This window comes from Streptomyces sp. H27-H1 (assembly GCF_026627445.1).
GTDB lineage: Bacteria > Actinomycetota > Actinomycetes > Streptomycetales > Streptomycetaceae > Streptomyces.
Map to the genome: position 1 here is coordinate 42,000 of NZ_JAPNLJ010000025.1, position 21,935 is coordinate 63,934.

Below are 21,935 nucleotides of genomic sequence, written 5' to 3' on the forward strand. Positions count from 1 at the left end.
AGAAGCGTGAACGAGACCGTGGCAGCTGCAGCCCATCAGGTGGAGTCCGTGGTGGAGCTGGCCCAAGATCTGATCCGGCAGCCCAGCCGTGGCGGAGTCGATGACTACGGTCCGGTGCTCGGAACGCTGGAGGCGTGGCTGACCCGCCGGTCTCTCCCCCACCGGCGCCTCCGCGACGGGGACGGTCACCTCGTCGGCCTCCTGGTGGAGATCGCGGGTGGGCGCCCCGGACCGTGGTGGACACTGGACGCCTGCGTCGACACCGCCGACTTCGGCGACGACCGGTCATGGAGCTTCCCGCCGACCGTCGCCGATGTCCACGAGGGCTGGCTGCGGGGCCGGGGAGCAGCCGACTCAAAGCTGGCGGCCTCCGCGTTCTGCCACATCGCAGCGGAGGTCCACGAACGCGCGCACGAGCTGGCTGGCGGGCTCGCGGTGCTGCTCGACGTGGATGAACACACCGGAGGTTTCGGTGGCGCGCTGGCCTACCTCGCGGACCCCGACACCTCCATTCCCGCAGGCGTGATGATCGGCTACCCCGGCATGGACGAGGTAGTGGTGGGCGGACGCGGGCTGTGGCGGGCGACGATCTCCGTGCACGCCCCGTCGGGGCACTCCGGGTCCAGCCGCACCGTCGTCGGCGCGATCTCCCGCGCCGCCGCCCTCGTGCAACTCCTGGACGCGGCGCAACTCCCGCAGGCCCCGGCGACCGGCGCCCGGTTCCCTCTGCCACCCAAGCTGTCCGTGACCTCCTTCCACGGTGGACAGGGCTTCTCCGTGGTGCCGCAGCGGTGCGACATCAACATCGACGTGCGCACCACCCCCGACTTCGACTCGGCGGATGCCGAGAACCTGGTCCGCAAGACGGTCGCCGAGTTCGACGCGGAGGTTCCCGGACCGCAGCCCACGGACATCGAGGTCGTGGCGAGCTGGCCGCCGTTCCAACTCGGGGCCGACGAACAGCCCGCCGCGGCCCTCATGTCCGCCGCACACCGCCTGGGCACGCCGGTCCGGCCCAAGACAGCCGGGCCATCGAACATCGGGAATCTGCTGGCCCTACACGGCATCCCCGCCACCGCCGGGTTCGGACTCCCCTACGAAGGGCTGCACGGCATCGACGAGCGGGCGGACCTCTCCGAACTGCCCCGCGTCTACGCGATCTACCACCAGGCCGTTCTCGATCTACTGAAGGCGCCCTGACCTCGGCACGTCCCAACCGGATACCAGGTTCCTCCCAGGAGACATCCCAGTAAGGGCCCAACTACGCCTCTTATGAAGGATGTTGAGCCGGGGTGTCATAGAAGTGTTCGAAGGGCCGACCGGGGCGAGACCAGACCGGGCAGGCCGACGGACAGTCCCTAACCCCCCGAGCATTCTGTGGAGGATGCAATGGAGCTCATCGAGACCCCCGAGTACGTCACCCCGGCCGTGTCCACCCTCGGCACGGTCACCGGCGCCACCCTCGGCTCGGCCGGCAACAACAACGCGGACGACACCCAGTACTTCGAGTAAGCAGCCCGCCCCGCAGGGGGTGACTAGCTGAGCGTGCGCCCGGGACGCCGACCTGACGGGTCGTCCCGGGCGCTTGCGCTGCGGTGGCAAGGGTCCGGTTCACAGACGCAGGAGGGCGGGGCGATGAGGTTCGTGGCGGGGATGTACGACACCGGGCGCGGCAGGGCGCCGGGCAGCAGGTGGCGGCCGTGCGCACGGCGCGAGATAGCCATGGAGGGGCCGGGCCGCATCTGGTACGCGAACTACAGCGAGACGGAGGTCCGCAGCAGTCCCGCGCTGGGCGGCACCGCCGAGGTGGTCGCGATCGGCTCGTGCCTGGCCACGGCGTCGGAATTGCGCGAGGCCCGGGATGCGGCGGAGCGCAGGAACACGTCTCTCGCCGCACGGCTGCCGGGGGCCTACCTGAGCGTGGTCCGCACCGGGGACGTGGTGCGGGTGACCGGTGACCGAGCGGGGACGGTCACCGTGTTCTGGATCGTGGACGGGGACGAGGTCCTGTGGTCGACCTCGGCGCTGGTGCTGGCGGCGTACGCGGGGTCGTCGCCATCCCTGGACCGGCTCCTCACTTCGTTCACCGTCCACCGGGTCGACCCGCTCGGCGGCCGCCATTCGTACTTCGACGGAGTCAGCAGGGTCCCCCCGGGCAGGGCCCTGGTGCTGGAGCCCGGCCGACTCCCGCGCACGGAACCGGTCACGCCTTCCGTGTCCGGCCTGCTCAGCTTCGAGGAAGGCGCCGAGGCCCTGGCGGACCGGGTGGCGACGGCGGTGGTGCGCCGCATGGCCCTGTACGGCAAGACGTCCACCGACGTGTCCGGGGGTATCGACAGCAGCGTGGTGACCGCCGTGGCGTCGAATCGAGCACCGGTCCTCGCCATCACCTACACCGACCGGCAGATGGCCGCAGAGGACGACCTGCTGTACGCGCGGCGCCTCGCCGGTGACCTGCCGGGAATCCAGCATGCGGTGGTGGACGGATCCGCGCTGGGAGTGAAGCACTTCGACCGGCTCGACAGCGTCACAAAGCTGCCCTTAACCGACAGCCCGTCGCTGAGCCTGGGGGTTCTGGCCATCAAGGCCGCTCACCTGGAGCCCGCGCTCGCGTACGGCTCCCGCGCCCACCTGACCGGGCGCGGCGGAGACGATGTCCTGGACGCGGTCCCGACCACGAACATCGACCTCTTCCACAGTGGGCACCGGTCTGCCGGCGCCCGCGATACCTGCGCGTTCGCCCGCGCGCGGCAACGCTCTGTCCTCTCCGTCCTTACGGAGGCTGCCCGCACCGCGCGCACGACGTACCCGCAGGCCTTGACCCGGCTGGCCGAAGAATTGGAGCGCCGTTCGCCGCTGGCTCTGCGGCCGGGACCGATGGCTTGGTGCGGGGCTACGGCTGCCGCAGCATGGCTCACCGCCGGAGGGCGGTCCGCCGTGGCCGCTCTGCTAGACCACGCGGCCCGGCGTGCCGACCCGGACATCCGGCCAGGAGTGCTCCATGAGCGTCTCGCCCTGGAACGGATGGGGGAGGAACACGCGACGTTCGATGACATCGCCCGCCAGCGGTGGGGCCTGCCGGTCCACGCCCCCTACCTGGACAGCCTCGTCGTCGACGCCTGCCACGCGGTCCCCGGCTGGGAACGGTCGCGGCCCGGAGACTTCAAGCCCCTGGCCCGTGCGGCGTTCAGCGCGGTGATGCCCGCGTACGCCCTGAACCGGCGCACGAAGACGGCGCACACGCAGAGCGTCTACGCCGGCCTGCGGGCCAACTCCTCTGCCCTTACCACGATCATCAAGTCCTCGGCTCTGGCGCAGGCCGGTCTGATCGACCCGGTCCGGGCCGTTGCCGCCCTTGAGGCAGCCGTACGCGGAGAACCCGCCCCGCTGGCCGGGCTGCACAGCCTGATCGCCATCGAGCGATGGAGGGCCGCCGTCCCCATCCGGCGCGAGCTGTTCTGGGAGCAGGCACCGGCCGCCAAGGAAGCGGCGTGAAGCGGGCCAGCGGTGTTCACGCCGCCCGAACTGGTGCCGGTGTCGCCTTGATGGACATCCGCCGCGGGCGCGGACAGTGGCGGTTCCTCGACCCGGTCGGCGCCCAGCTGTGGAGGAAGACCACCACGGGCACGGCGGTGGCCGAGACGATCGAGGAGCTGGCCGCCTACTGGTCGAGCCGGGGCATCGACCCGGACACGGTACGCGCAGACCTGCGCGCGGTTGCCGACGACCTTGAGGCCGCCCGACTGCTCACCGGCGTTGAGCAGCCGCCCACGGCTGGCGTGACCGTGCCTACGGTCCGCTTCGCCTCACCCGGCGCCGTCCCGCTGCGCCAGCAGATCGCCGGTCAGGCCGGGCTAGCGTTCGCGCTCGTGCTGCTGCGGTGCCTGCCCGTGCGCTGTGCTGTCGCCGTCGCCCGCGCCGTGACCCGGCTCCCGGGGCGGGCAGCGACCGCCGACGAGGCTGCCGTCGCGCACGCCGCCGTTCGCAGAGCAGCCCGCGGCTGGCCCGGACGGGCCGCCTGCTTGGAAGAGTCCCTCGCCGCCTACCTCGCCGCCGCACTCACCGGCCACCGGGTCCGCTGGGTCCTCGGCGCACGGTTCGCACCCCACGGTGCACACGCGTGGATCGAGGCCGAGGGAGTCGTCATCGGGCAAGCCGAAGCAGACCGCGTCTGGCCGTACGCACCCGCCCTTCAGGTGGAACGCTCGAACTGAAATTCGCCACCCCTCGCCACCACAACCACCCGTATGGGTGACGCGTTGCTCCATGCGTGACAGACACACAACCCCACATCAGCGGCACGGCCGACGCCACTCCCGCACCCTCCAGTGACGCCCCCGCGCGGCCCGCTCGCCGCCGGAGCCGAACTCCGGCGGCCGGTGATGTCCTGCCGCAGTACAAGGTGAGCGCCGAGCGCCACGAAGACGCACTCGCCGACTCGCTTCCCACCATGCTCCGACGCCTGCCCGCCCTCGCTGCCACCGCGCTGCGCCTGGCCTGGGCCGCCGACCAGCGGGCCGTCCTGTGGCTGTCCGTGCTCCAGCTCGTCGGCGGGGTGCTGACCGCGGTCGGCCTGTACGCCACCCGCGGTGCGCTCATCCCGCTGGTCGCGTCCGGGGCGGCCACCGACCGGCTGCAGCAGGCCCTGCCGTCCCTCGCGCTGATCACCGGCGCGGCCGTCGCCCGGTCTCTGGCCTCCGCGATGGCGGTGAGCGTGACGGCCCGCATCGGCCCCCGCGTCGACGGCATGGCCGAACTCCGCTACCTTGACGCCGCAACCCGCGTCCCGCTCGCCACCTACGACGACTCGGTGTGGTGCGATCACAGCGAAGCCGCGAACAGGGCCTCGAAGGACACCCACCTCATGATCGAGGCCCTCGCCTCGGTGACCGCCTCCGCGCTCGGAATCCTGGCTGCTCTCGGGATCCTCGCCACGCTTCACCCTGCGCTCGTGCCCCTGCTGCTCCTCGCCGTCCTCCCCAAGGGAGCTGCGGCCATCTACGGGGCGCGGGCCGCCCATCGCGCCGAGCGCCACACGCTCGCGGACCGGCGGTTGCGGCACACGCTGATGTACCACACCTCCGGCCGCGCGACCGCGCTCGACGTCCGCGCGAGCACGATGCGTCCTTGGCTCCTCGCGGAGTTCGGCGCCGTCGCCCGACGCCTTGAAGACCACGCCGAACAGGTCGGTCGCAGCACCGCCCGCTATCAGCTGCTCGGGGACGCGCTCGCCGGCGGCGCGATGCTCCTGGTCTACGCCGCCCTGGCGTGGCTGGTCACCGGCGGGACCGTGCCGATCGCCTCCGCCGGCACGGCCGTGATCGCCGTGCAGACCAGCCGCATCCTACTGAGCGGCCTGGTCGCCGGCATGCACACCACCTACAAGGTCGGCCTCTACCTCCAGGACTGGGCCAGCTTCCTCAAGGACGCCGACACCCGGACCCGTATCCCCCGCCCGGCGGCCACCATCCCCGCCGAGCCCAGCATCATCCGAGCCCAGAACGTCTCCTTCACCTACCCCGGCCGGACCGTACCCGCCCTCTCGGATGTGTCCGTGAGCGTACGGCGCGGCGAAGTCCTTGCGATCGTGGGCGCGAACGGCTCGGGCAAGTCCACCCTAGCCAAAGTGCTCTGTGGGCTGTACGCCCCCAACCAGGGCGCCGTGACCTGGGACGGCACGAACCTGGTCGACGTCGAGCCAGAGCAAATCTGGCAGCGTCTCGCCATGCTCCCCCAGGACATCGCCCGGTGGCAGACCTCCGCCCGCGCCAACATCACCCTCGGTCAGGGCAAGGGCGACGACGCCGCCGTCCTCGCAGCAGCGGTAGCGGCCAGCGCCGACGCGGTACTCGAACGGCTCCCCGACGGCCTCGACACCAACCTGGCACCGTCGCAGTGGGGCGGGGTGGACCTCTCCGGCGGTCAGTGGCAGCGGCTCGCCGCCGCACGCGCGTTCTACCGAGCCGAGGCCCCGCTCCTGGTCTGCGACGAACCGACCTCCGCGCTCGACCCGCGCGCAGAGGAAGCGATGTACGAGCGGATCCGCGCCCTGTCCGCCGGCCGCACCGTCATCCTGATCACGCACCGGCTCGGCTCAACACGCCACGCGGACCGCATCATCGTCCTCGACTCCGGGCGAGTGCTTGAGGAGGGGACACACGAGTCGCTCCTTGCCCTGGACGGTTCCGAATACGCCGTCATGTGGGAGAAGCAGGCCAGGACTTACAGCGATCAGCTCGCCTGACCGGCCTTCATGAGACCGAGGGCCAGGGCACCGCTCTGGGGAGTCCGGGTTTCGTGTGCTCGGCGAAGGCCTCGTCGGTGACGTCCAGGTGAGGGTTGATCGTCAGCGTCCCGCGGATGAGCTGGTCGTGTCCGAGGTGCCGCAAGGCTAGGCGCACTCGGGATGCGGCCAGCTTCTGGGCGCGATCATGCATCGGCGTCTCATGGCCCTCAGAACAGGTCCAGACGACCACGAGTCCGTCGACGGTCAGCACGCCGGGCTCTTGCGCATCGGCGGCCCGGCAGCCATAGGTGCCGCACCCTACGGACATCCAGGAGCCCCGGCGGGTGAGCATGACCCTGGGCGTCGCGATGCGCAGTACGTCTGTGGTCACCTGCACCGGGTCGAGGTTGCGGCGGTCTTCCTCGGTCACGCCCTCGAGGGCCTCGGCCAGGATGGGCACGCATCGACGCAGGGCGGACGGCCCGGGACCGAACTCGTCGTCGATGGCGTCGACACCCGAGTACCGGCTGCACAGGTCGTGGGACAGCATCCAGATCTGGCTGACGTCGCGGACCGCAGGAGCCCGCAGTCCCGAGAATGTTGGCTCGTGCCCTGCTGTACGCACCGCCTCCTGGATCTCAGCGGTCAGTGCCGGCTCCTCGGCGAGGTCTCCGTGGGAGGTGAGCATGCCGGTCACGTCGACGGCCGTGCGGAGCTCGTCCATGCTCACGTCCGCCGGGGTTCGGTGGCCGTTCCATGTTCGTGCGTACAGCAGGAGTGCCAGCGCCCGCAGTTCCCGGTCCGCTGCGGGCTCGGTCCAGGACGGGGCCAGGACTCTGGCGGCCTCGCGGACGGCGAACGCCCACGCATCTGGTGCCGTGGATGCCAGGAGAAGGCCGGCGGCCAGGCGCAGCGAGCGTGTCGGCGGGAAGCGGGTCACGGGGCGGGGCCTTTCATCCTGACGGGCGTGAGCCGCAGTCTTTCAGGCGCCCGCCCACGGGCGGGGCCGATCTGCGACAACACCCTGCTCCGAGACGGCCGTCGATCTACAGTGAGGGCGAGGCGTGGCACTTACGAGCCGCGTCTCCCGACGGTGCGTCGTCGCAGACCGGGCCAGGGGGACCAATTGGAAAGCTTCTTCGACCGGGTGAGTTCGATATGGCCGGCGGGCCGCCGTGATCTTCACTGGCACGTGCTGCCGACGCCGGCGGAGGCGAGCACCCTCATTGCCCCCTACTCCTGTAGGTTCGCATTTCGCCTGTCCCTTTCTCGTTGACGATGGCCCTTGTCCGGCCCAAAGGACAGCGCGGTGAGACGCACTCCTGTCTGATCGTTCACTCGTCGCAGTGCTGATCCCCGTCTCGATCTATACAGCGGTCCTCCCCAGCCTGATCGTGGAGACGTCTCAGCTGGTCGGGACCGGGAGCTGCTCCCGTCCTTGCTGCTCGGGGGTGGGGTGTGTCGCCTGTGGCCTGCGAAGTCTTGATGAGCCTCCGTCGTACGGACGGGAAGATCGACGAGGATCTGGTCTGGTCGGCGACGGCCGTCGATGTCTTCGAGCCCTCGATGCCGTGGCGTACGCTCCGGTGGCGTTACAGACAGAAGCATTACTCGGGCACGCATTGGTCTTCCACCATGCGTGCCCATGTCGTCTACGAGTCGCGGCTTGGGCTGACGCGCCTGCTGTCCTGTCGCACTCCGGTTGGCAGACTCTCAGGCGTTCTCATCCACGGTGGCGGATTCTCATGGGACCGCCTTCCGAGCGGCGGTGGCCCCCGCTACCCGCTTCCGCCGCACTGCTACGAAGACGATCTCCGACAGGCATCAGGCAAGTTCGGGTCGTGGACAGCACCGAGATCGCGATCAAAGTAGATCGCGCTGGGAGCCGACAGTCGTCAGACGCTGTCGTTCACACCCAGGTCGGCCCTCATTGCAGTGCGTACGAGTGTCATCGAGTCCAAGTACTCGCTCATGGCCTCCGTGCCCTGGACCTGGATGTTCGTGCCCTCGATGATGACGTCTCGCACAACTCGCGCGCACGAATCCAAGTCCCGCGCCGGGGACAGCACCGATTGAGGGGCCAGCACTTCAAGTTCGGAACGCGGGGCAAAGCAGCCGGTGTAGGCCGTGCGGGCCCGATTCGCGCGCTCCTCATCCGACAGGCCGGAGGTTGCAGCGAGGATGCGCAGTTGCGCGCGCATATGGGCATGAGCCGCGAGGTAGCGCGCGTACAGATCCTGCTTGGCCGCGCGGCGATCGATACGGTCCTGCCTGCGCTCGCGGCGGCGTTCAACGAGGAGGGCAGAGCTGAGCGCGATAGCTGCTCCGATAACGGTCCCGAAGAGGGGTAGCCACGACATGGCATGACGATAAGACGGATAGCAGTAGCGCGGAATGGCTAAGGCGTTAGCCCCAGCCTCGATGTTGCTGTGCAGCACGCTGGCCATGGGTATACCGGTCAAAATTCCCTACGTTGTCTGCGGGACCGGGCTTCCGTGAAGGCCGTGTCGTTTGAGAACATCGAAGCGTGGCGTTCTCAAACGACACGGCAACCCGGCAGGTCAGCAGCCCACTCTCTGCCAGACGTACTGCGACAGGACAACTCCTGCCTGATCATTCACTCGCCGCAGTGCTGATCCCCGCCTCGATCTATACAGCGGTCCTCCCCAGCGATGCTGTCCTACCACTCGGGTTTGATCGCGGACTGCCATCCCGACGAGCAGTTGGCCGCGCTCCACCACCAGGGCCGGGAGACCATTCGCGCCACCCGGGGCGAGGGAGCAGTCCGCTATCCCTGGGGCGTCCAGCACCTGACGATCTCCTACGTCACCGGCGAAGCGTCCTCCGATGATGCCCAGCGACTCCTACGCCGCGTACGGCCGAGCCACGCGCCGCTTCGCATCGACGCCGTGCACCTGGTCGACGTAACGGTCGACAGCAAGGCCAAGGCCGTCACCTGGGAACACCTCGATGCCATCCCGCTCGGTGGTGGCTGATCCATCGACTGCGGATGCCGTAACTGGCCGATCGGGGCGGGCCCACGGATCACGATGTTGGGTCTTTGAGGTGGGCGGTGTCGTTGAGGGCGGTGAGGTTCCAGATAAGCCGGTCGTAAGGGTCGCGCTGGAGTTCGAGGCGGGTGAGGCAGGCATGGTCGGTGCCGAAGGCCACGCGGGAGCTGGAGTGGGGGGTGAGTTCGAGGAGCAGGTGGCAGGCGGCGTGGACGGTTTCGCCGTGGCCGGCGATCAGGATGTTCTGGCCGTGGTGTCGCTGCAGGAGGGCTGAGAGGTCCAGGCCGGCGCGGAGCAGGTAGCCGTTCCAGGTGTCGGAGCCTTGTGCGTAGGGCAGGTCGGGGTGGGCGGATGGGTGGCCACGGAAGTCGGCTTCGATGTCGCGCCAGAGGCGTCCGTCGGCCTGTCCGTGGCGGGGGCCGTCGAGTCCGGGGTCGGTGATGAGCGGCAGGCCGAGTGCTGTGGCGAGGATCTGGCCGCTTTCCTGGAGTCTGAGTCGTGGGCCGGCGTACAGGACATCGAAGGCGGGTCCGGTGCGGTGTTCTGCGGCGAGGCGGGCGGCAAGGCGTTCGACCTGCCGGCGGCCGCGGTCGGTCAGTCCGGTACAGGTCTTCTCGCCGCCGACCCGTCCGTTGACGTTGCAGTGGGCTTCTCCGTGCCGGGTGAGCACGAGCCTCGTCGTGATGGTCACGGGCTTGCCTCCGTTCGGGGGTGCAACCCTCCCTGGACGGACCCGGCGTGCCGTGGTGGTTACGCCCGTGATACCTGGTCGGGCTGACCATGGTGAGCCGCGCGTGGTCATGTCGGCGGCGGGCAGGCCGCCGCCGGCATGGTGGGTCTTTACAGGGTGGCGGCCAGCTTGTCGGCAGTGCGCAGGGTGAGGGCTGCCAGGGTCAGGGTGGGGTTGGCGGTGCTGCCGGTGGGGAAGACGGAGGAGCCGACCACCCACAGGTTCGGGTGGGCGTGGGAGAGTCCGTCGGCGTTGACCACAGAGGTGGTCCGGTCGGTGCCCATGCGCATGGTGCCCATGAGGTGGCCCGCGCCGTTGAACTTCAGCAGTGGCTGTACGGGGTCGATCTCGGTGGCTCCGGCGGTGTTTTCCAGGTGCTGCCAGATGCGGCGGGCGACGGAGTGGCCGTAGGCGAGGGCCCGCTTGGAGTAGTCGTCGACCTTGTAGGTGATCTTGGGGCGGGGGGTGTCGAGTCCGTCCCTCTCGTCGGAGAGGGTGACCCGGTTGGCAGGGTCGGGTAGTTGTTCAGTGGAGTAGCCGAAACGCAGCATGCGGGTGACCCGCTCCGCGAGCCTGTCCTGCAACTCCTGGCCGATGAGTTTGATCTTTTTGGCGGCTGGATCCCACATGAGTTTGTCGAGGGCGGCGGCGGGGGTTTCGGTGCGGCCCCAGCCGTCGTTGCCGATGGTCATGCGGAACGCGCCGGTGTTGCGGCGGAAGTTGCCGTCTCGGAACGTCTCGATGCTGAGGGTGGACTGGGGGCCGCGGAAGGGGAAGACCGGCTGGCCGAAGAGGCCGACGACTTCTTCGGCGAGGTGGTCCATGAGGTTTCGGCCGACCTGGTCGCTGCGGTTGTCGAGCGCGGACAGCAGCCACAGTTTGGGGGTCTCGATGGCGTTCAGGGCCAGCACCACGTGTGTGCCGGTGACCTGCTGTTCGGCTCTGTCGGGGGTGGTCCAGTCGCGGAAGACCACGGTGGGGGCGGCGGTGCCCGGGTTGGTGATGAGGCGGGTGACCGTACAGCCGGTGCGGACTTCCACACCGAGTTGATCGCGGGCCCGGCGTACGTGGACGGAGGCGTCGTACTTCGCGCCGGACGGGCAGACGGGGATACAGCTGGAGTTGCCCTGACAGGCTTGGCGGCCCTGATACGGCTGCGAGTTGCGGGCCTGTGGCGTGGTGAGCACGGTCACGGGCGTGCCGTCGATCGGCGCGATGGACGCGAGCGCCGTACGGACCAGTTCGTCGCCGTAACTGGCGGCGATGCCGGGCATGGGGAAGTCGGTACTGCGCGGGGTGAGCGCCGGGTCCCACTCGCTGCGGTTGCCGGACACGCCCAGCTCGGCCTCGGCGCGTGCGTAGTGCGGCTCGAGGTCTGCGTAGGAGAACGGCCAGTCCACGCCGACGCCGTAGTTCGTCTTCAGCTGGAAGTCGCGGGGCATGAATCGCGGGCTGTTGCCGCGCCAGGCCCAGGTGCTGCCGCCGACCATTCGCTGGAAGCCGCTCTTGAGCAGATCCGGGCCGCTCTCCACGTAGTACCGGTTCATCGCGACGGGGTCGCCGGTACCGTCCGCGGAGGGTGCGTAGCCGAGTTTGTTGTTGGGCAGGGCGGCGTACGGGGAGGGGACGTTCTTGGCCGTCGAGACCTGGTAGGCATCGACGAAGGTGGTGCGCTGGCTGTCGTCCAGGGCGTTGTTGCCGGTGTCGATCAGCAGGATGTTCGCCTGAGGCTTGGCGGTCTTGATCTGGCAGGCGCACAGGGCCCCGGCCACGCCGGCACCGACGATGACGACATCGTAGGAGGTGACCATTTGCGTGTCCTCGTCTCGGTCAGGGGTGCTGGGACCAGGAGCCGTACCCGCCCGGGACCGGCGCGGCGGAGATGGGGTGGGCCTGGATGACCTGCCAGACCAGCCCGGAGCGGTACTGCGCGGGGGTGCCCGGCGCGTCCTGGGATCCGTCGGGGCGGGTGAACTGGGCGGTGTACCAGACGGTGATCGTCTCCCTGCATACCCGTGCCAGCGCCGTGTCGGCGTTGAGCGCGGCGGTCAGGGCAGCGGCGGGGTCCGGCTGGGTGGCCGCGGCGCGGTAGGCGTCGAGGAGGCGGGGCAGGTCGGCGGGGTAGGCGCCGGTGAGGCGCCCGCGGTAGGCGTCGGCAAGTGAGGTGTCTAGCGACGGCTCACCGATGAGGAGTTCGGACAGTGCGACGAAGTCGGCGGAGTCGGTCATCGTGTGGCCTCTCTCGCTCAGCCCTCGTCGAAGACGAGGTCTTCGGCGGGGTGGGTCATCTTGATGGTCTGCCCGTTGGTGACCTGGACGATGAAGTCCAGGCCGGTGGTGGGGTGGCCGGTGGAGAGGATGAAGTACTTGTCCTGCTTCTGTGCCAGGAAGGCGGGGAAGCCGGCCAGGGACGGGTCGCCCAGGTGCAGGTAGTCGACGAGTCTGCGGAACAGCTTGGGGAGGATCACTACGTTGTTGGTGATCGAGGACAGGCCGGCGATCTTCGCGCCGGTGGTGGTCACATCCTGGGGCCACAGCCCCTTGCCGTCGGCCCTGGCCTGCTGCGCGACGGCGGTGAGCTCGTCGCGCAGGTCGGGGAACAGGTTGCGGTAGTACGTCGGGTAGGCCAGACCGGTCGCGAGCAGGTGGTGGTTGACTGTGGTCCTCAGCAGCGGGACATCCACGACGACCTGGGTACCGCTCGCGGCTGGCGGGGCGCCCTTGCCGACCAGGGCGACGCATCGGCCGAAGCGTTCGGCTCCCCGGGTGAGGATGAACCCGGGCACCTGGGCTGGGGTGGCGGCGGTGACGGTCTCGTCGTTGTGCTGCACGCCGGTGAAGCCGAGCCAGGCGAGAAGCTCGTTGCGGGCGGCGTGCGCGAACTGAAGCGGCTGGTGGTCCCGGTGCGGGCTGTAGTGGGTCTCCAGGGCATCGATGGCGTCCAGCCGCAGCTGGTTGGTGCCGACGCCGTTGTGCTGCACCGGATGACTGCCCCCGACGAGGTTCCACTCGCTCGGATCGTCGGGGGTGAAGTGGATGGAGTCCCCGTCCGGCTGGGCCCCGATGATGTCGAACGAGCCCTGGATCAGCAGCATGGGCATAGCAACCCCCAAGGGGTGCAAAGTACGGGCGCCGCATGTCCCCGCCGAAGGGTGCACTGGTGGACTCAACCACGCAATATCACCCTAGATGATGGCGTCGTTACATGGAGCGCATAACGTGGCCACGCTATGCCTGTGCGCCATCAATGCCAATCTCCACTTGTTTTCGGCGTGTCACTTTCTGTAACCATCCGCCGGATGGGCTCGTCATCGAAGTACTCACCGCCCGGGATCGCCGCAGCCATAGACGGCGCCGATATCAGGGGCATCGAAGGATCGAATGGGCGATCCAGATCACTCTCCCCGCCATCGCGCACCCAGTCCGTGCCGACGACAAACATCCGGGGTGTCCGCGCCGCGACCGTGGGCGACCCGCTCACGCCGTCGGCGAGGACCGGTTCCACATCACGCTCGACCAGCTGTCCCAGAAGCCGGCCGCCAAGATCCCCGAGGAAGAGCAGCAAGCCTTGATCGCCAAGCTGACCAGGCAGATGCGGGCCGTCGCCCCTTCACCATCACGGTCGGCAACCCAGCCCCGTACAGCAGCGGGCAATTTTTGATCTTGGGCCGGACGAACCACTGACCGCGCTGCGCGCCGCCACGACCCGGGCCTTCGAGGTCACGCGCGGGGCCGGCGCCACCGCTTACGAGACCGGGGTCCTCCACCTGACGGAGTCGTACGCCACGGCCGAGGTCACCCTGGAGCACTTCCACCAGATCCACCGCCGCGTACGCCGGCCCGAGTAATGCGCCGCTTCATCTCGATGCCATGGCGCTGGTTGACGTCGTCGTCAGCGACGCCTAGAAGACCATCACGCGGGAAACCCTTGCGACGATTCCACTCACTGGCGCATCGACGTAGGCCCCCCTCGGCCGGGACCGAAGGGCCAAGATCGTGAGACTGAAAGCCGTGGCCCACCAATGAGACATGCCGTAAACCCGCAGGTCGCCACAACGGAACGGGACATTCCAAATGAGGGCCTACAACTCCGGATTCGACCGGCCGGGGCTGACGGGCGTGGGGGCGGAGGGCATGCACTGCACGCTCCTGCACACCATCGGACTGGCTCTCGCTGACGTCGACTTGGGCGCGCTCCTCAAGGACGCCGCCGAGTACGCGCAGACGGTCCAGCCCTTCACCCTGACGTTCGACCGCCCTACGATCGGAAACGTCGCCGTGGAGATGAGCGGATGGCCCGGTGGCCCGTTCACGCAGCTCGTGGACGACATCACCCGGATCATGGACCGCACCGGGGCCTCCTTCCGTCCGGCGCCGAGCCGGTACCCGCACATGTCCGTCGCCTACACCTCCGAGGGTGCCGAGAGCATCGAGGCCGTCAGCCTCAAGGCCGAGCTGGCGGCAATCAACCGTACGCTCTCCGGCACCGTCCACGTGGACCGTCTGCACCTCGTGGAGCAGTGGCACGATGGAGCGAAGATCATGTGGCACCCCGTCGCCGCAGTACCTCTCGCGGGGGTGACGCTGTGAACCCGTGGCCGGGGACCCGCCCGATGGTTGGGGACAGCGTCGCGATCACCACCGCGACCTTCTCGGTGACGATCACCGGGACCGTCACGTGCCAGGGCATCACGGAGAACGGTCGCGGGTTCGTCGAACTGACCCTTCCTGACGCCGATCCTCAGCAGCGGCGACAGCTGGAGTGGAGCAAGGAGTACCAGTACAACCTCTACATCAAGGGACAACTGCTGTACTCCTCACCACAGCTCGCGCTCAAGGGCACCCGCAGAACCCATGAGGGCGCCCTGGTACTGACCGGATCACCAGCCTGACCGGCAGCACCAAGACCAGAGGCGCCACCTCGGATCACCTACGCTCGTAGAAGGGCGCGGGGGCTGGAGCCCTCGTGTCCACTGCCTCACCTCGCATCCCCACCTCGCTCGCGGACCTGACCGTCTCGCTCGCCGACTTGGCGCCGTACCACCGCAATCCGCGCACTGGCGATCTCGACGCCATCGCGGAGTCGTTGGCCACCCACGGGCAGTACAAGCCGATCGTCGTCAACCGCGGCACGCATACCGGACGCCCCAACGAGATCCTCGCGGGCAACCACACGGCGAAGGCCGCCCGGAAACTCGGCTGGGACGAGATCGCGGTCACCTGGCTGGACGTGGATGAAGCCACGGCCGCGAAGATCGTCATCGTCGACAACCGGACCAGCGACCTGGCCGGGTACGACACCGCCCTCCTCGCGGACATCCTCACCAACCTCCCGGACCTGGAGGGGACCGGCTACGACCAGGAGCAGCTGGACGATCTCCTGGACGACACCTCGCTTCCCGCGCCGATCGAGCTGCCGAGCGACGGCGCCGGCACGGGGGCCGCCGCCACGGTGGACTACCTCCAATGGGGCTACCTCCAGTGGTCATCCACCCGCGTACGGATCACACAGGACGAAGTGGAGTTCCTCAACGCGATCTACAAGCGGTACGTGGACGAGCAGGACACCGACCTCGGCTTCGGCTGGCACGTCCTCAACGAGGAACACCACGCCTCCGAGGAGGCCACGGCGTGAACCCCCTCGACGTACGGTTCGATCCCGCCTACCCACTGGATAAGCTCCGCCCGGCCGACTACAACCCGCGGCGGCTCTCGGAGAGTTCGTTCGTGCGCCTCCAGGGATCACTGCGCCGCCACGGCGTGGTGAAGCCCGTCATCCTCAACGCGGACGGGACTCTGGTCGCCGGTCACCAGAGAACCAAGGGCCTGAAGGCGATCGGGCAGACCACCGTGCCCGCGATGATCCTTCCCCAGAAGGTCCGCCTCCAGGACGAGATCAAGTTCAACCTCCTACACAACCGGGTCGAGACCGACAGCAGCGTCGTCTACGCGGAGGCCGGGCCGATCGGCCAATGGTGCTGGATTCCGTGGCAGAGCATCGAGGTCATCGCCTCACGCAACCTGCCGTTCCAGCAGGCCATCGGCTTCATGACCGCAGCTCACGGCCCGTGGGGGTCTGTCGTCATCGACGACCAAGGCCGTGTCGTCCTGAACGCCGAGTACGCGGCCGTCGCGAAGGCACAGCGGTTCGACATCCTTGCCTGGACCGTCGCCTCCTTCGACGCCGGCCAGCTCGTGGAAGACCTGACCGGCGAGTACGGCGTCTACGACTGGACCGGGCTGGAGGATCAAGCCCCCGTCTGGAACCAGCACATCGTCCAGCCGAACCGGCTCCGTGAGCACTCCTCGAAGGCGAAGGCGGACAAGGTCCGCTACAAGTCCGAGGTGTGGGAGCGGCTGGTCCTGCCGTGGCTCACGACCTCGCACAGGGTCGTGGACTTCGGGGCCGGACACGGCGACTACGCGAAGCACCTGCGCGCACAGGGCTACCAGGTCCAGGACTACGAGCCGTACCGGACGCTCAAGGGCAAATACAGCCTCGACGTCCGCGGGATCGTGTCCATGATCCGCGGGATTGAACGGGAACTTCGAGAGCGCGGGTTGTACGAGGTCGTCATCCTGGACTCGGTGATCAACGCGACCACCTCCCTCGAATACCAGCACTGGGTGCTGCTCACTGTGAACGCGCTCTGCGCAGCCGACGGGCAGGTGTGCATCGGCACCCGGAACCTGGAGCGCGAGATGGCGTACGAGAACTCCGGGCACTCCATCAGCCGTGACTCCACCCGCCTGGCGTTCCTGGACAGCGAGAACGTGGACATGCGGTTCGTACGCGGGAAGTGGCAGCGGATCCGATATCACACCCCGGAGTCGCTGCGTGGGCTCCTGTCCCGCTACTTCGAGGAAGTGGAGCTGAGTGACGCCACGCGGGCGACGGTCAAGGCCGTTTGCCGCAAGCCGCGCCCCTTCCCCATCGAGGAATACGAAGAGGCTTTCCGGAATGAATTCAACATGCCTTACCCTAACGGCTTTCGGCATGACAAACATGAAGGAATCGTGGAAATTTTGATAGAATTGATCAAGGGTAGGAATAGTTAATTGGAGGGGTAGTAAATGGAATCGGGGGCGGACTCCAAAAGGGTTCGCGTAGAAATAGATTCGCGCGACAAGTACGGCATCATGTGGCTGGCCGGGATACGTCAGATCGATCTCACACAGCACTGCCTGAAGACGTTCGCCGAGTGCGACCGGCCGAAGGTGGACCGCCGGCTGAAGCAGCAAACCCTGCTGCTGCCGGCGGATTCGCCGCCGGTTGCCTGGTACTTGTGCGCACTGCCCATCCCTTGGCAGTGGAGCCGCAACGCCCACTTGGCCTTCGAGCACGCACCTGGCGAGACGTGGGAGGGGGACGCGCTAGTGCCTGGGCTCGGCGTACGACTGACCAACGCCCGGCCCATTACCGGCTGGGGTGAGCACTCCATCCCTGCCAAGGCTCCTATGCGGCAGGCGCGGCTCTATAGGACGTGCCGGAATTGGCAATTCGGCTGGTGGCTTCGGCAACACAGGGAGGCCCCTGACGCTCCAGAGAAGCCGCACCGGCAGGAGTCGGGGGGCGACTCTGAACAACTCACCTTCCAGTGATCTAACGAGCATTGTTCAGCCAGTGGCTTGATCAACCTCTTGTGTAGCAGCCTGGCGGCCCGCTAGCATTTCTGGGCCGCCAGGCGTATGCCTGGTGAGGAACGGGTCGAAGGGCCTTCGAGGCCAGAAAGGGCGGGACAGGTGCGGCGAGACCTACTCCGCCGCTGACTCACGCAGTTCGAGTCAGCGGAGCGGTTGTCGACTTGGACGTTCTGCCGGAGACGGCGGAACCCCGAACTGAGGGAGATCTATGCCCTCAGGACGGAAGCCAGGTTGCTCGCCCCGACTCGCACTGAGGAGACACCTTGTTCGACCGCCTTGTTGACGTACTCGCCCAGGCCAAGACGCTTCGCGCCGTCGTCGACTTCCTGACGATCGTCGTGCGCATCATCCCGGCCCTGTTCGTCGTGATCGCCCTCATCCCCTCCTTCTTCGTGTTCGCCTTCATCGCGGACGGACCGCGCCGCTCTCTCCTCGACATCGTGGACCGCCTCACGAAGTGGACCCTGGCCCAGAGCTAACCCTCCCCAGCCCGGCCCTGCGTCCACCAAAGCACCTGGCCGCGGGGCGGGCCGGGCCACGCCGCCGGGCGGCACCCTTCGCTACAGGATCATGGGAGGGTGGCGCGGGGCCCAGGAGTTGTGTTCATGGGCCGCCCCACCCGGGCCGTGCGTGCTGCAATCACCCAACGCCGAGCCGACGCGATCGATTTGAAGCTCGCTGGTGTCGACTGGCTGACCATCGGGCGGAAGCTCGCCGCCGATCCGTCGATCAACAGCGATGGCGTCGCCTACCCGCAGGGGTACGGCATCGACACGTACAAGCGGGGCGACGAGCCCCCTACTGACTCCCGGCTGATCGAGCTCGCGTGCAAGGACGTCTCCAAGGCACTGGCCGAGCGCAGCACCGTACTGGACGACAGCGCGGACGAGCTGCGCAAGCTGATGGTGGAGCGGCTGGAGCGGCTGTTCTTCGGCGTCTACCGGTCCGCGATCCGCAACGGTGACCTCCAGGCCGTCGACCGCGCCGTGCGAATCATCGAGCGCAGCAGCCACCTTCTGGGCCTCAACCGGCCGGTCCGCACCGAAGTGTCCGGCCCGGACGGCGGCGCAGTGCAGGTAGAGGCCACAGGCCTGGAAGAACTTCAGCGGCTGATTGCTCTGGCCGGCGACCCGGGCGAGGGTGGCCAGGGCTGATGAGGCTGCGGTCCTCCAGCTGTACCGGTCGCTTCCCGCGCCGCGCCGCCGTGAGATAGCCGCCGCCTCCACACCACAGCTCCGTGCCCAGCTCGCTCGTATCGAGCGGAACATGGCGATGGATCGCTCCCCGGGGGCGATGGCTTCCGTCCTCACCGAAGGGCGGGAGATGCAGGCCCCGCACCTGGGGCTGATCGACGCTGCCTTCGAGCGGGTCGCGGCCGGCGTCCCGACGAAGCTGCTGCTCACCATGCCGCCCCGGCACGGCAAGAGCCGAAGGGCCGCCCGGTGGGCGCCGCTGTGGTACCTGCGGCGGCGCCCGGAGCACCGGGTGATGATCGCCTCCTACTCCTCCGACCTGGCCGACGACCACGGCCGGTGGATCCGCGACGCGATCCTCACCTACGGGCCGCAGATCGGCATCTCGCTGCGGCCGGGCTCCTCGGCGGCGAACCGCTTCGACCTGCTGGGGACCGAGGGCGGCGCCGTCATGGCTGGCGTCGGCGGTGGCCTGACCGGTAAGGGCGCCCACCTGGCGGTGGTGGACGACCCGATCAAGGATGCCGCGGAGGCCTCCTCCCCCACCATGCGCCGCCGGTTGTGGGAGTGGTGGCAGGCCGTCCTCCTGACCCGTATCGAGCCGGGCGGCTCCGTCATCCTCATCCAGACCCGCTGGGACGAGGACGACCTCGCCGGACGCGTCCTCGCCGACGAGGGCAGCCGCTGGACCGTCATCGACCTGCCCGCGCTCGCCCTGTCCGAAGACGACGCCCTCGGGCGCCGGGTCGGCGGCCCGCTCTGGCCGGAGCGGTACAACGAAGCCGCGCTCGCGGAGATCCGCCGCTCGGTCGGTGAACGCGTCTGGTGGAGCCTCTACCAGCAGCAACCCCGGCCGCAGGACGGCGGAGTCTGGGACTGGGCATGGATCACCGGCACCCGGATCAGCGCCGCCCAGCTGCGCGGCATCGACCTCAGCCGAATCGTCGTGGCGGTCGACCCGGCAGGCGGTGAGTCCGCTGTAGGCGACGAGACCGGCATCGTCGCGGCGGCCCGCGACGCCGAGGGCCACATGTACCTCCTGGACGACCGATCCGGGAACCGTGGAGCCGACGCCTGGGGACGAGAGGCGTGCCTGCTCGCGATCGAGCTTCGGGCGGACGCGATCGTCGTGGAGGCCAACTACGGCGGTGACATGTCGAAGCAGGTTCTGCTTCAGGCGTGGCAGGAACTTCAGCGCGAGCAGCGCACGGAGAACATGCTGATGCCCGCCGTGCTCCCGGTCACGGCGAAGCACGGCAAGAGGTTGAGAGCCGAGCCCATCGCCCAGCTGTACGAGCAGGGCCGCGTCCATCACGTCGGGCAGTGGCCGCAGCTGGAGCAGCAGATGGTGACCTGGGTTGCGGGCATGGACTCCCCGGACCGAATGGACGCCGCTGTACATGCGATGACCGAGCTCGCCGACCCGCAGCGCAGCGGCTCCGCTTCGTCCGGGTACCAAGACGGGAGGCTCACCGGACGCCGATGAACGGGCATCGAAGGTGACCGTTCTCAACGAACCAAGTCGTCAGCGGTCTCCTGGCGAGGGCGGACCAACTGCGTTGAGACGGTTGTCCTCCGTGCGACCCGCCGCTCTCGCGTCGTTGACCTGGGGCGACTGTCTTCGTTGAGACAGGTCGCCTCGCAACTGAGTTCGTTGCGATCGGACAGAAGGGTGGCTTTGTTCATAAGCTTGTTCCAACCTCACGTTGATGCGTGGTGATGGTGAAAGCCGTCCTCGTCCTGCACCATCACCACGCATCAACGTGAGGTTGGAAAAGGCTCACTGCCTGCTGGGTGACCAGCCACGAAGACTGGAGGCGCGTCCCGCGCCTGCGCGTGCCACTTGCCACTTGCCACTTGCCACTTGCCACTTGCCACTTGCCAGGATCACAGCCTCTGATCTGATGCGAGTGTGCCGTCAAATCCAAATCATCTCCATAAATACCCACTTGGCCTATATAAGAGCGTCGCACCATGGGGAATAGGTAGGCCGAACCATGCCTCACTCGCCGGAGGCTGGGAGGCAGTGACCTTCCCTGTCAGTGAAAGGGTATCTCGTGGCTACGAAAATCTTCAGCATGAACGACTCGTCAGGGCTTCTGACCGTTAGCGTCTTCCGTGACCGCGCAACAACGCCCGCATCGAAGCACACCGAGGTGGAGTGCGAAGTTGACGACGACATGGTCGTCATCGGGGGTGGGGCAAGCGGATCAGGTAGCCCCGGTGCTTTGCTCACCGCATCCTTTCCACGAGAGGACCGCAAGGCATGGCTGGCCTCTTCAAAAGATCACCTGATCGAGGATAAGCATGTACTTACCTGCTATGCCATCGGACTGTCCATCAGCGGCATGGGATTTCAGGAGATTCTCAACCTTCTGAATTTCGCGGAGGAGACAAGCCCCTCTAAGGTGTCGCATCCCATTTGGTGGGCGCCTGTTCCTGTGGACAGGGGCTTCACACTGATCAGCGGCGGGTTCCGCGTGAACATGGACTCAAATGATCCTGGCAACCTCGCCACCGGATCCTTTCCGGACTTCGCCCAGCAGTGGACAGCCCGATCTAAAGATCACGTTACACCTTCAAAAGCCACCATCACGTCTTTCGCTATCAGCATCAAGAAGCTAATCACGGTCATGCAGGGAATGCCTCCCATCCCAAAGACTTTCAATGTGGACGTCCGGTCGACAACCGACTGGAGCGGAGCTGGCCAACAGGTCACAATCGAGGCCTTTCTCCCACTTTCACCCCCGCCGCCGGCGCTGCGTAACACATATGTCCTGACTGGCCTCGGCGCCGAGACTCCGCCCTCGGAACCCGGCAACATGCTCTGGGAACTCGTACCGATCATGAATGAGGGAAAAACACCGAATCCGTCGAGCTACGGTGCGCGTGCCTCCATGAAGGATCACGTGGAATTTTCAAAGAACTTGATCAAGGTGTGGGCAATCGGAATGCGGCTCGTGTAACCGCTGCGGCCTGACTACGCCCGATGCTCCGGCAGGCGCCCGACCGGAAGCCTGCCTTACAGGCTTTCTGGTGAACAGAGCCAAAGGGGCGGCCGCCCGAACTGAGGGCGGTGTGGCGCAAGCCGTCACGAGGGCAGTGGTGTGGAGTGGTCGGGCCCAGCCACC

22 protein-coding genes are annotated in these 21,935 nt (G+C 67.8%); 15 read left to right on the top strand and 7 right to left on the bottom strand.

The window, feature by feature from the left end:
- Positions 1-6: 6 nt before the first annotated feature.
- From OTB20_RS25230 to OTB20_RS25250, 5 genes are all read left to right on the top strand, one after another.
- Positions 7-1,200: a M20 family metallopeptidase gene (locus tag OTB20_RS25230; RefSeq protein ID WP_267759055.1), complete on the top strand. Its 1,194-nt coding sequence runs from the start codon at positions 7-9 to the stop codon at positions 1,198-1,200.
- A 189-nt stretch (positions 1,201-1,389) separates the two neighbouring features.
- Positions 1,390-1,512, top strand: coding sequence for a hypothetical protein (locus OTB20_RS25235; protein WP_267759053.1), 123 nt, complete (start codon positions 1,390-1,392; stop codon positions 1,510-1,512).
- 123 nt (positions 1,513-1,635) lie between these two features.
- Positions 1,636-3,495, top strand: a complete 1,860-nt coding sequence (locus tag OTB20_RS25240; RefSeq protein WP_267820843.1) for an asparagine synthase-related protein — start codon at positions 1,636-1,638, stop codon at positions 3,493-3,495.
- The gene (locus OTB20_RS25245; RefSeq protein ID WP_267759049.1) at positions 3,492-4,214 is read left to right on the top strand and encodes a lasso peptide biosynthesis B2 protein; all 723 of its coding nucleotides are present in this window, start codon (positions 3,492-3,494) and stop codon (positions 4,212-4,214) included. The genes OTB20_RS25240 and OTB20_RS25245 overlap by 4 nt, the downstream gene beginning before the upstream one ends.
- Before the next feature lie 56 nt (positions 4,215-4,270).
- On the top strand, positions 4,271-6,244 hold the full coding sequence (locus tag OTB20_RS25250) for an ABC transporter ATP-binding protein (protein ID WP_267759048.1): 1,974 nt from the start codon (positions 4,271-4,273) through the stop codon (positions 6,242-6,244).
- A gap of 7 nt (positions 6,245-6,251) precedes the next feature.
- Here OTB20_RS25250 and OTB20_RS25255 read toward each other — a convergent pair whose 3' ends face one another.
- Both OTB20_RS25255 and OTB20_RS25260 read right to left on the bottom strand, forming a co-directional pair.
- Entirely contained in the window at positions 6,252-7,166 is a 915-nt protein-coding gene (locus tag OTB20_RS25255; RefSeq protein ID WP_267759046.1) for a hypothetical protein, read from the bottom strand.
- A 955-nt stretch (positions 7,167-8,121) separates the two neighbouring features.
- Positions 8,122-8,673, bottom strand: coding sequence for a hypothetical protein (locus tag OTB20_RS25260; RefSeq protein WP_267759044.1), 552 nt, complete (start codon positions 8,671-8,673; stop codon positions 8,122-8,124).
- Between the two features lie 246 nt (positions 8,674-8,919).
- Between OTB20_RS25260 and OTB20_RS25265 the strand changes: the two genes are divergently transcribed.
- Complete coding sequence (locus OTB20_RS25265) at positions 8,920-9,222, top strand: hypothetical protein (RefSeq protein WP_267759042.1); 303 nt, start codon at positions 8,920-8,922, stop codon at positions 9,220-9,222.
- A 49-nt stretch (positions 9,223-9,271) separates the two neighbouring features.
- Here OTB20_RS25265 and OTB20_RS25270 read toward each other — a convergent pair whose 3' ends face one another.
- The 5 genes from OTB20_RS25270 to OTB20_RS25290 all read right to left on the bottom strand — a co-directional run bounded on the left by OTB20_RS25270 (position 9,272) and on the right by OTB20_RS25290 (position 13,532).
- Entirely contained in the window at positions 9,272-9,928 is a 657-nt protein-coding gene (locus OTB20_RS25270; RefSeq protein ID WP_267759040.1) for a histidine phosphatase family protein, read from the bottom strand.
- A 149-nt stretch (positions 9,929-10,077) separates the two neighbouring features.
- The gene (locus tag OTB20_RS25275; protein WP_267759038.1) at positions 10,078-11,778 is read right to left on the bottom strand and encodes a GMC family oxidoreductase; all 1,701 of its coding nucleotides are present in this window, start codon (positions 11,776-11,778) and stop codon (positions 10,078-10,080) included.
- 19 nt (positions 11,779-11,797) lie between these two features.
- Positions 11,798-12,196 (bottom strand): sugar dehydrogenase complex small subunit, encoded by a 399-nt coding sequence (locus OTB20_RS25280; RefSeq protein ID WP_267759036.1) that lies wholly within the window; start codon positions 12,194-12,196, stop codon positions 11,798-11,800.
- A 17-nt stretch (positions 12,197-12,213) separates the two neighbouring features.
- Positions 12,214-13,068, bottom strand: coding sequence for a thermonuclease family protein (locus OTB20_RS25285; RefSeq protein ID WP_267759034.1), 855 nt, complete (start codon positions 13,066-13,068; stop codon positions 12,214-12,216).
- A gap of 143 nt (positions 13,069-13,211) precedes the next feature.
- On the bottom strand, positions 13,212-13,532 hold the full coding sequence (locus OTB20_RS25290; RefSeq protein ID WP_267759033.1) for a hypothetical protein: 321 nt from the start codon (positions 13,530-13,532) through the stop codon (positions 13,212-13,214).
- 509 nt (positions 13,533-14,041) lie between these two features.
- On the opposite strand from OTB20_RS25290, the gene OTB20_RS25295 reads away from it, so the two are divergent.
- The 9 genes from OTB20_RS25295 (at position 14,042) to OTB20_RS25335 (ending at position 21,770) form a co-directional block, all read left to right on the top strand.
- Positions 14,042-14,557 carry a 2'-5' RNA ligase family protein gene (locus OTB20_RS25295; protein ID WP_267759031.1) on the top strand — a complete coding sequence of 172 codons (516 nt, stop codon included), beginning with the start codon at positions 14,042-14,044 and terminating at the stop codon, positions 14,555-14,557.
- Positions 14,558-14,580: 23 nt separating this feature from the next.
- A complete protein-coding gene (locus tag OTB20_RS25300) occupies positions 14,581-14,859 on the top strand; it encodes a hypothetical protein (RefSeq protein ID WP_267759029.1) in 279 nt (92 codons plus the stop codon).
- 74 nt (positions 14,860-14,933) lie between these two features.
- Positions 14,934-15,602 (top strand): ParB/RepB/Spo0J family partition protein, encoded by a 669-nt coding sequence (locus OTB20_RS25305; protein WP_267759027.1) that lies wholly within the window; start codon positions 14,934-14,936, stop codon positions 15,600-15,602.
- The gene (locus OTB20_RS25310; protein ID WP_267759025.1) at positions 15,599-17,026 is read left to right on the top strand and encodes a ParB N-terminal domain-containing protein; all 1,428 of its coding nucleotides are present in this window, start codon (positions 15,599-15,601) and stop codon (positions 17,024-17,026) included. The genes OTB20_RS25305 and OTB20_RS25310 overlap by 4 nt, the downstream gene beginning before the upstream one ends.
- 15 nt (positions 17,027-17,041) lie before the next feature.
- The gene (locus OTB20_RS25315) at positions 17,042-17,569 is read left to right on the top strand and encodes a hypothetical protein (RefSeq protein WP_267759023.1); all 528 of its coding nucleotides are present in this window, start codon (positions 17,042-17,044) and stop codon (positions 17,567-17,569) included.
- 305 nt (positions 17,570-17,874) lie between these two features.
- Complete coding sequence (locus OTB20_RS25320; RefSeq protein WP_267759021.1) at positions 17,875-18,090, top strand: hypothetical protein; 216 nt, start codon at positions 17,875-17,877, stop codon at positions 18,088-18,090.
- 126 nt (positions 18,091-18,216) lie between these two features.
- Complete coding sequence (locus OTB20_RS25325) at positions 18,217-18,765, top strand: hypothetical protein (RefSeq protein WP_267759019.1); 549 nt, start codon at positions 18,217-18,219, stop codon at positions 18,763-18,765.
- Between the two features lie 112 nt (positions 18,766-18,877).
- Positions 18,878-20,290: a terminase large subunit domain-containing protein gene (locus OTB20_RS25330; RefSeq protein ID WP_267759017.1), complete on the top strand. Its 1,413-nt coding sequence runs from the start codon at positions 18,878-18,880 to the stop codon at positions 20,288-20,290.
- A 592-nt stretch (positions 20,291-20,882) separates the two neighbouring features.
- Complete coding sequence (locus OTB20_RS25335; protein WP_267759015.1) at positions 20,883-21,770, top strand: hypothetical protein; 888 nt, start codon at positions 20,883-20,885, stop codon at positions 21,768-21,770.
- Positions 21,771-21,935: the final 165 nt, after the last annotated feature.

What these genes read in the sequence shown, in the direction of transcription:
- OTB20_RS25280 (WP_267759036.1), bottom strand. Translation starts at nt 12,196, where the DNA reads ATGACCGACTCCGCCGACTTCGTCGCACTGTCCGAACTCCTCATCGGT.
- OTB20_RS25240 (WP_267820843.1), top strand. Translation starts at nt 1,636, where the DNA reads ATGAGGTTCGTGGCGGGGATGTACGACACCGGGCGCGGCAGGGCGCCG.
- OTB20_RS25330 (WP_267759017.1), top strand. Translation starts at nt 18,878, where the DNA reads ATGGCGATGGATCGCTCCCCGGGGGCGATGGCTTCCGTCCTCACCGAA.
- OTB20_RS25285 (WP_267759034.1), bottom strand. Translation starts at nt 13,068, where the DNA reads ATGCCCATGCTGCTGATCCAGGGCTCGTTCGACATCATCGGGGCCCAG.
- OTB20_RS25300 (WP_267759029.1), top strand. Translation starts at nt 14,581, where the DNA reads ATGGTTGGGGACAGCGTCGCGATCACCACCGCGACCTTCTCGGTGACG.
- OTB20_RS25295 (WP_267759031.1), top strand. Translation starts at nt 14,042, where the DNA reads ATGAGGGCCTACAACTCCGGATTCGACCGGCCGGGGCTGACGGGCGTG.
- OTB20_RS25325 (WP_267759019.1), top strand. Translation starts at nt 18,217, where the DNA reads ATGGGCCGCCCCACCCGGGCCGTGCGTGCTGCAATCACCCAACGCCGA.
- OTB20_RS25260 (WP_267759044.1), bottom strand. Translation starts at nt 8,673, where the DNA reads ATGGCCAGCGTGCTGCACAGCAACATCGAGGCTGGGGCTAACGCCTTA.
- OTB20_RS25235 (WP_267759053.1), top strand. Translation starts at nt 1,390, where the DNA reads ATGGAGCTCATCGAGACCCCCGAGTACGTCACCCCGGCCGTGTCCACC.
- OTB20_RS25335 (WP_267759015.1), top strand. Translation starts at nt 20,883, where the DNA reads ATGAACGACTCGTCAGGGCTTCTGACCGTTAGCGTCTTCCGTGACCGC.
- OTB20_RS25275 (WP_267759038.1), bottom strand. Translation starts at nt 11,778, where the DNA reads ATGGTCACCTCCTACGATGTCGTCATCGTCGGTGCCGGCGTGGCCGGG.
- OTB20_RS25315 (WP_267759023.1), top strand. Translation starts at nt 17,042, where the DNA reads ATGGAATCGGGGGCGGACTCCAAAAGGGTTCGCGTAGAAATAGATTCG.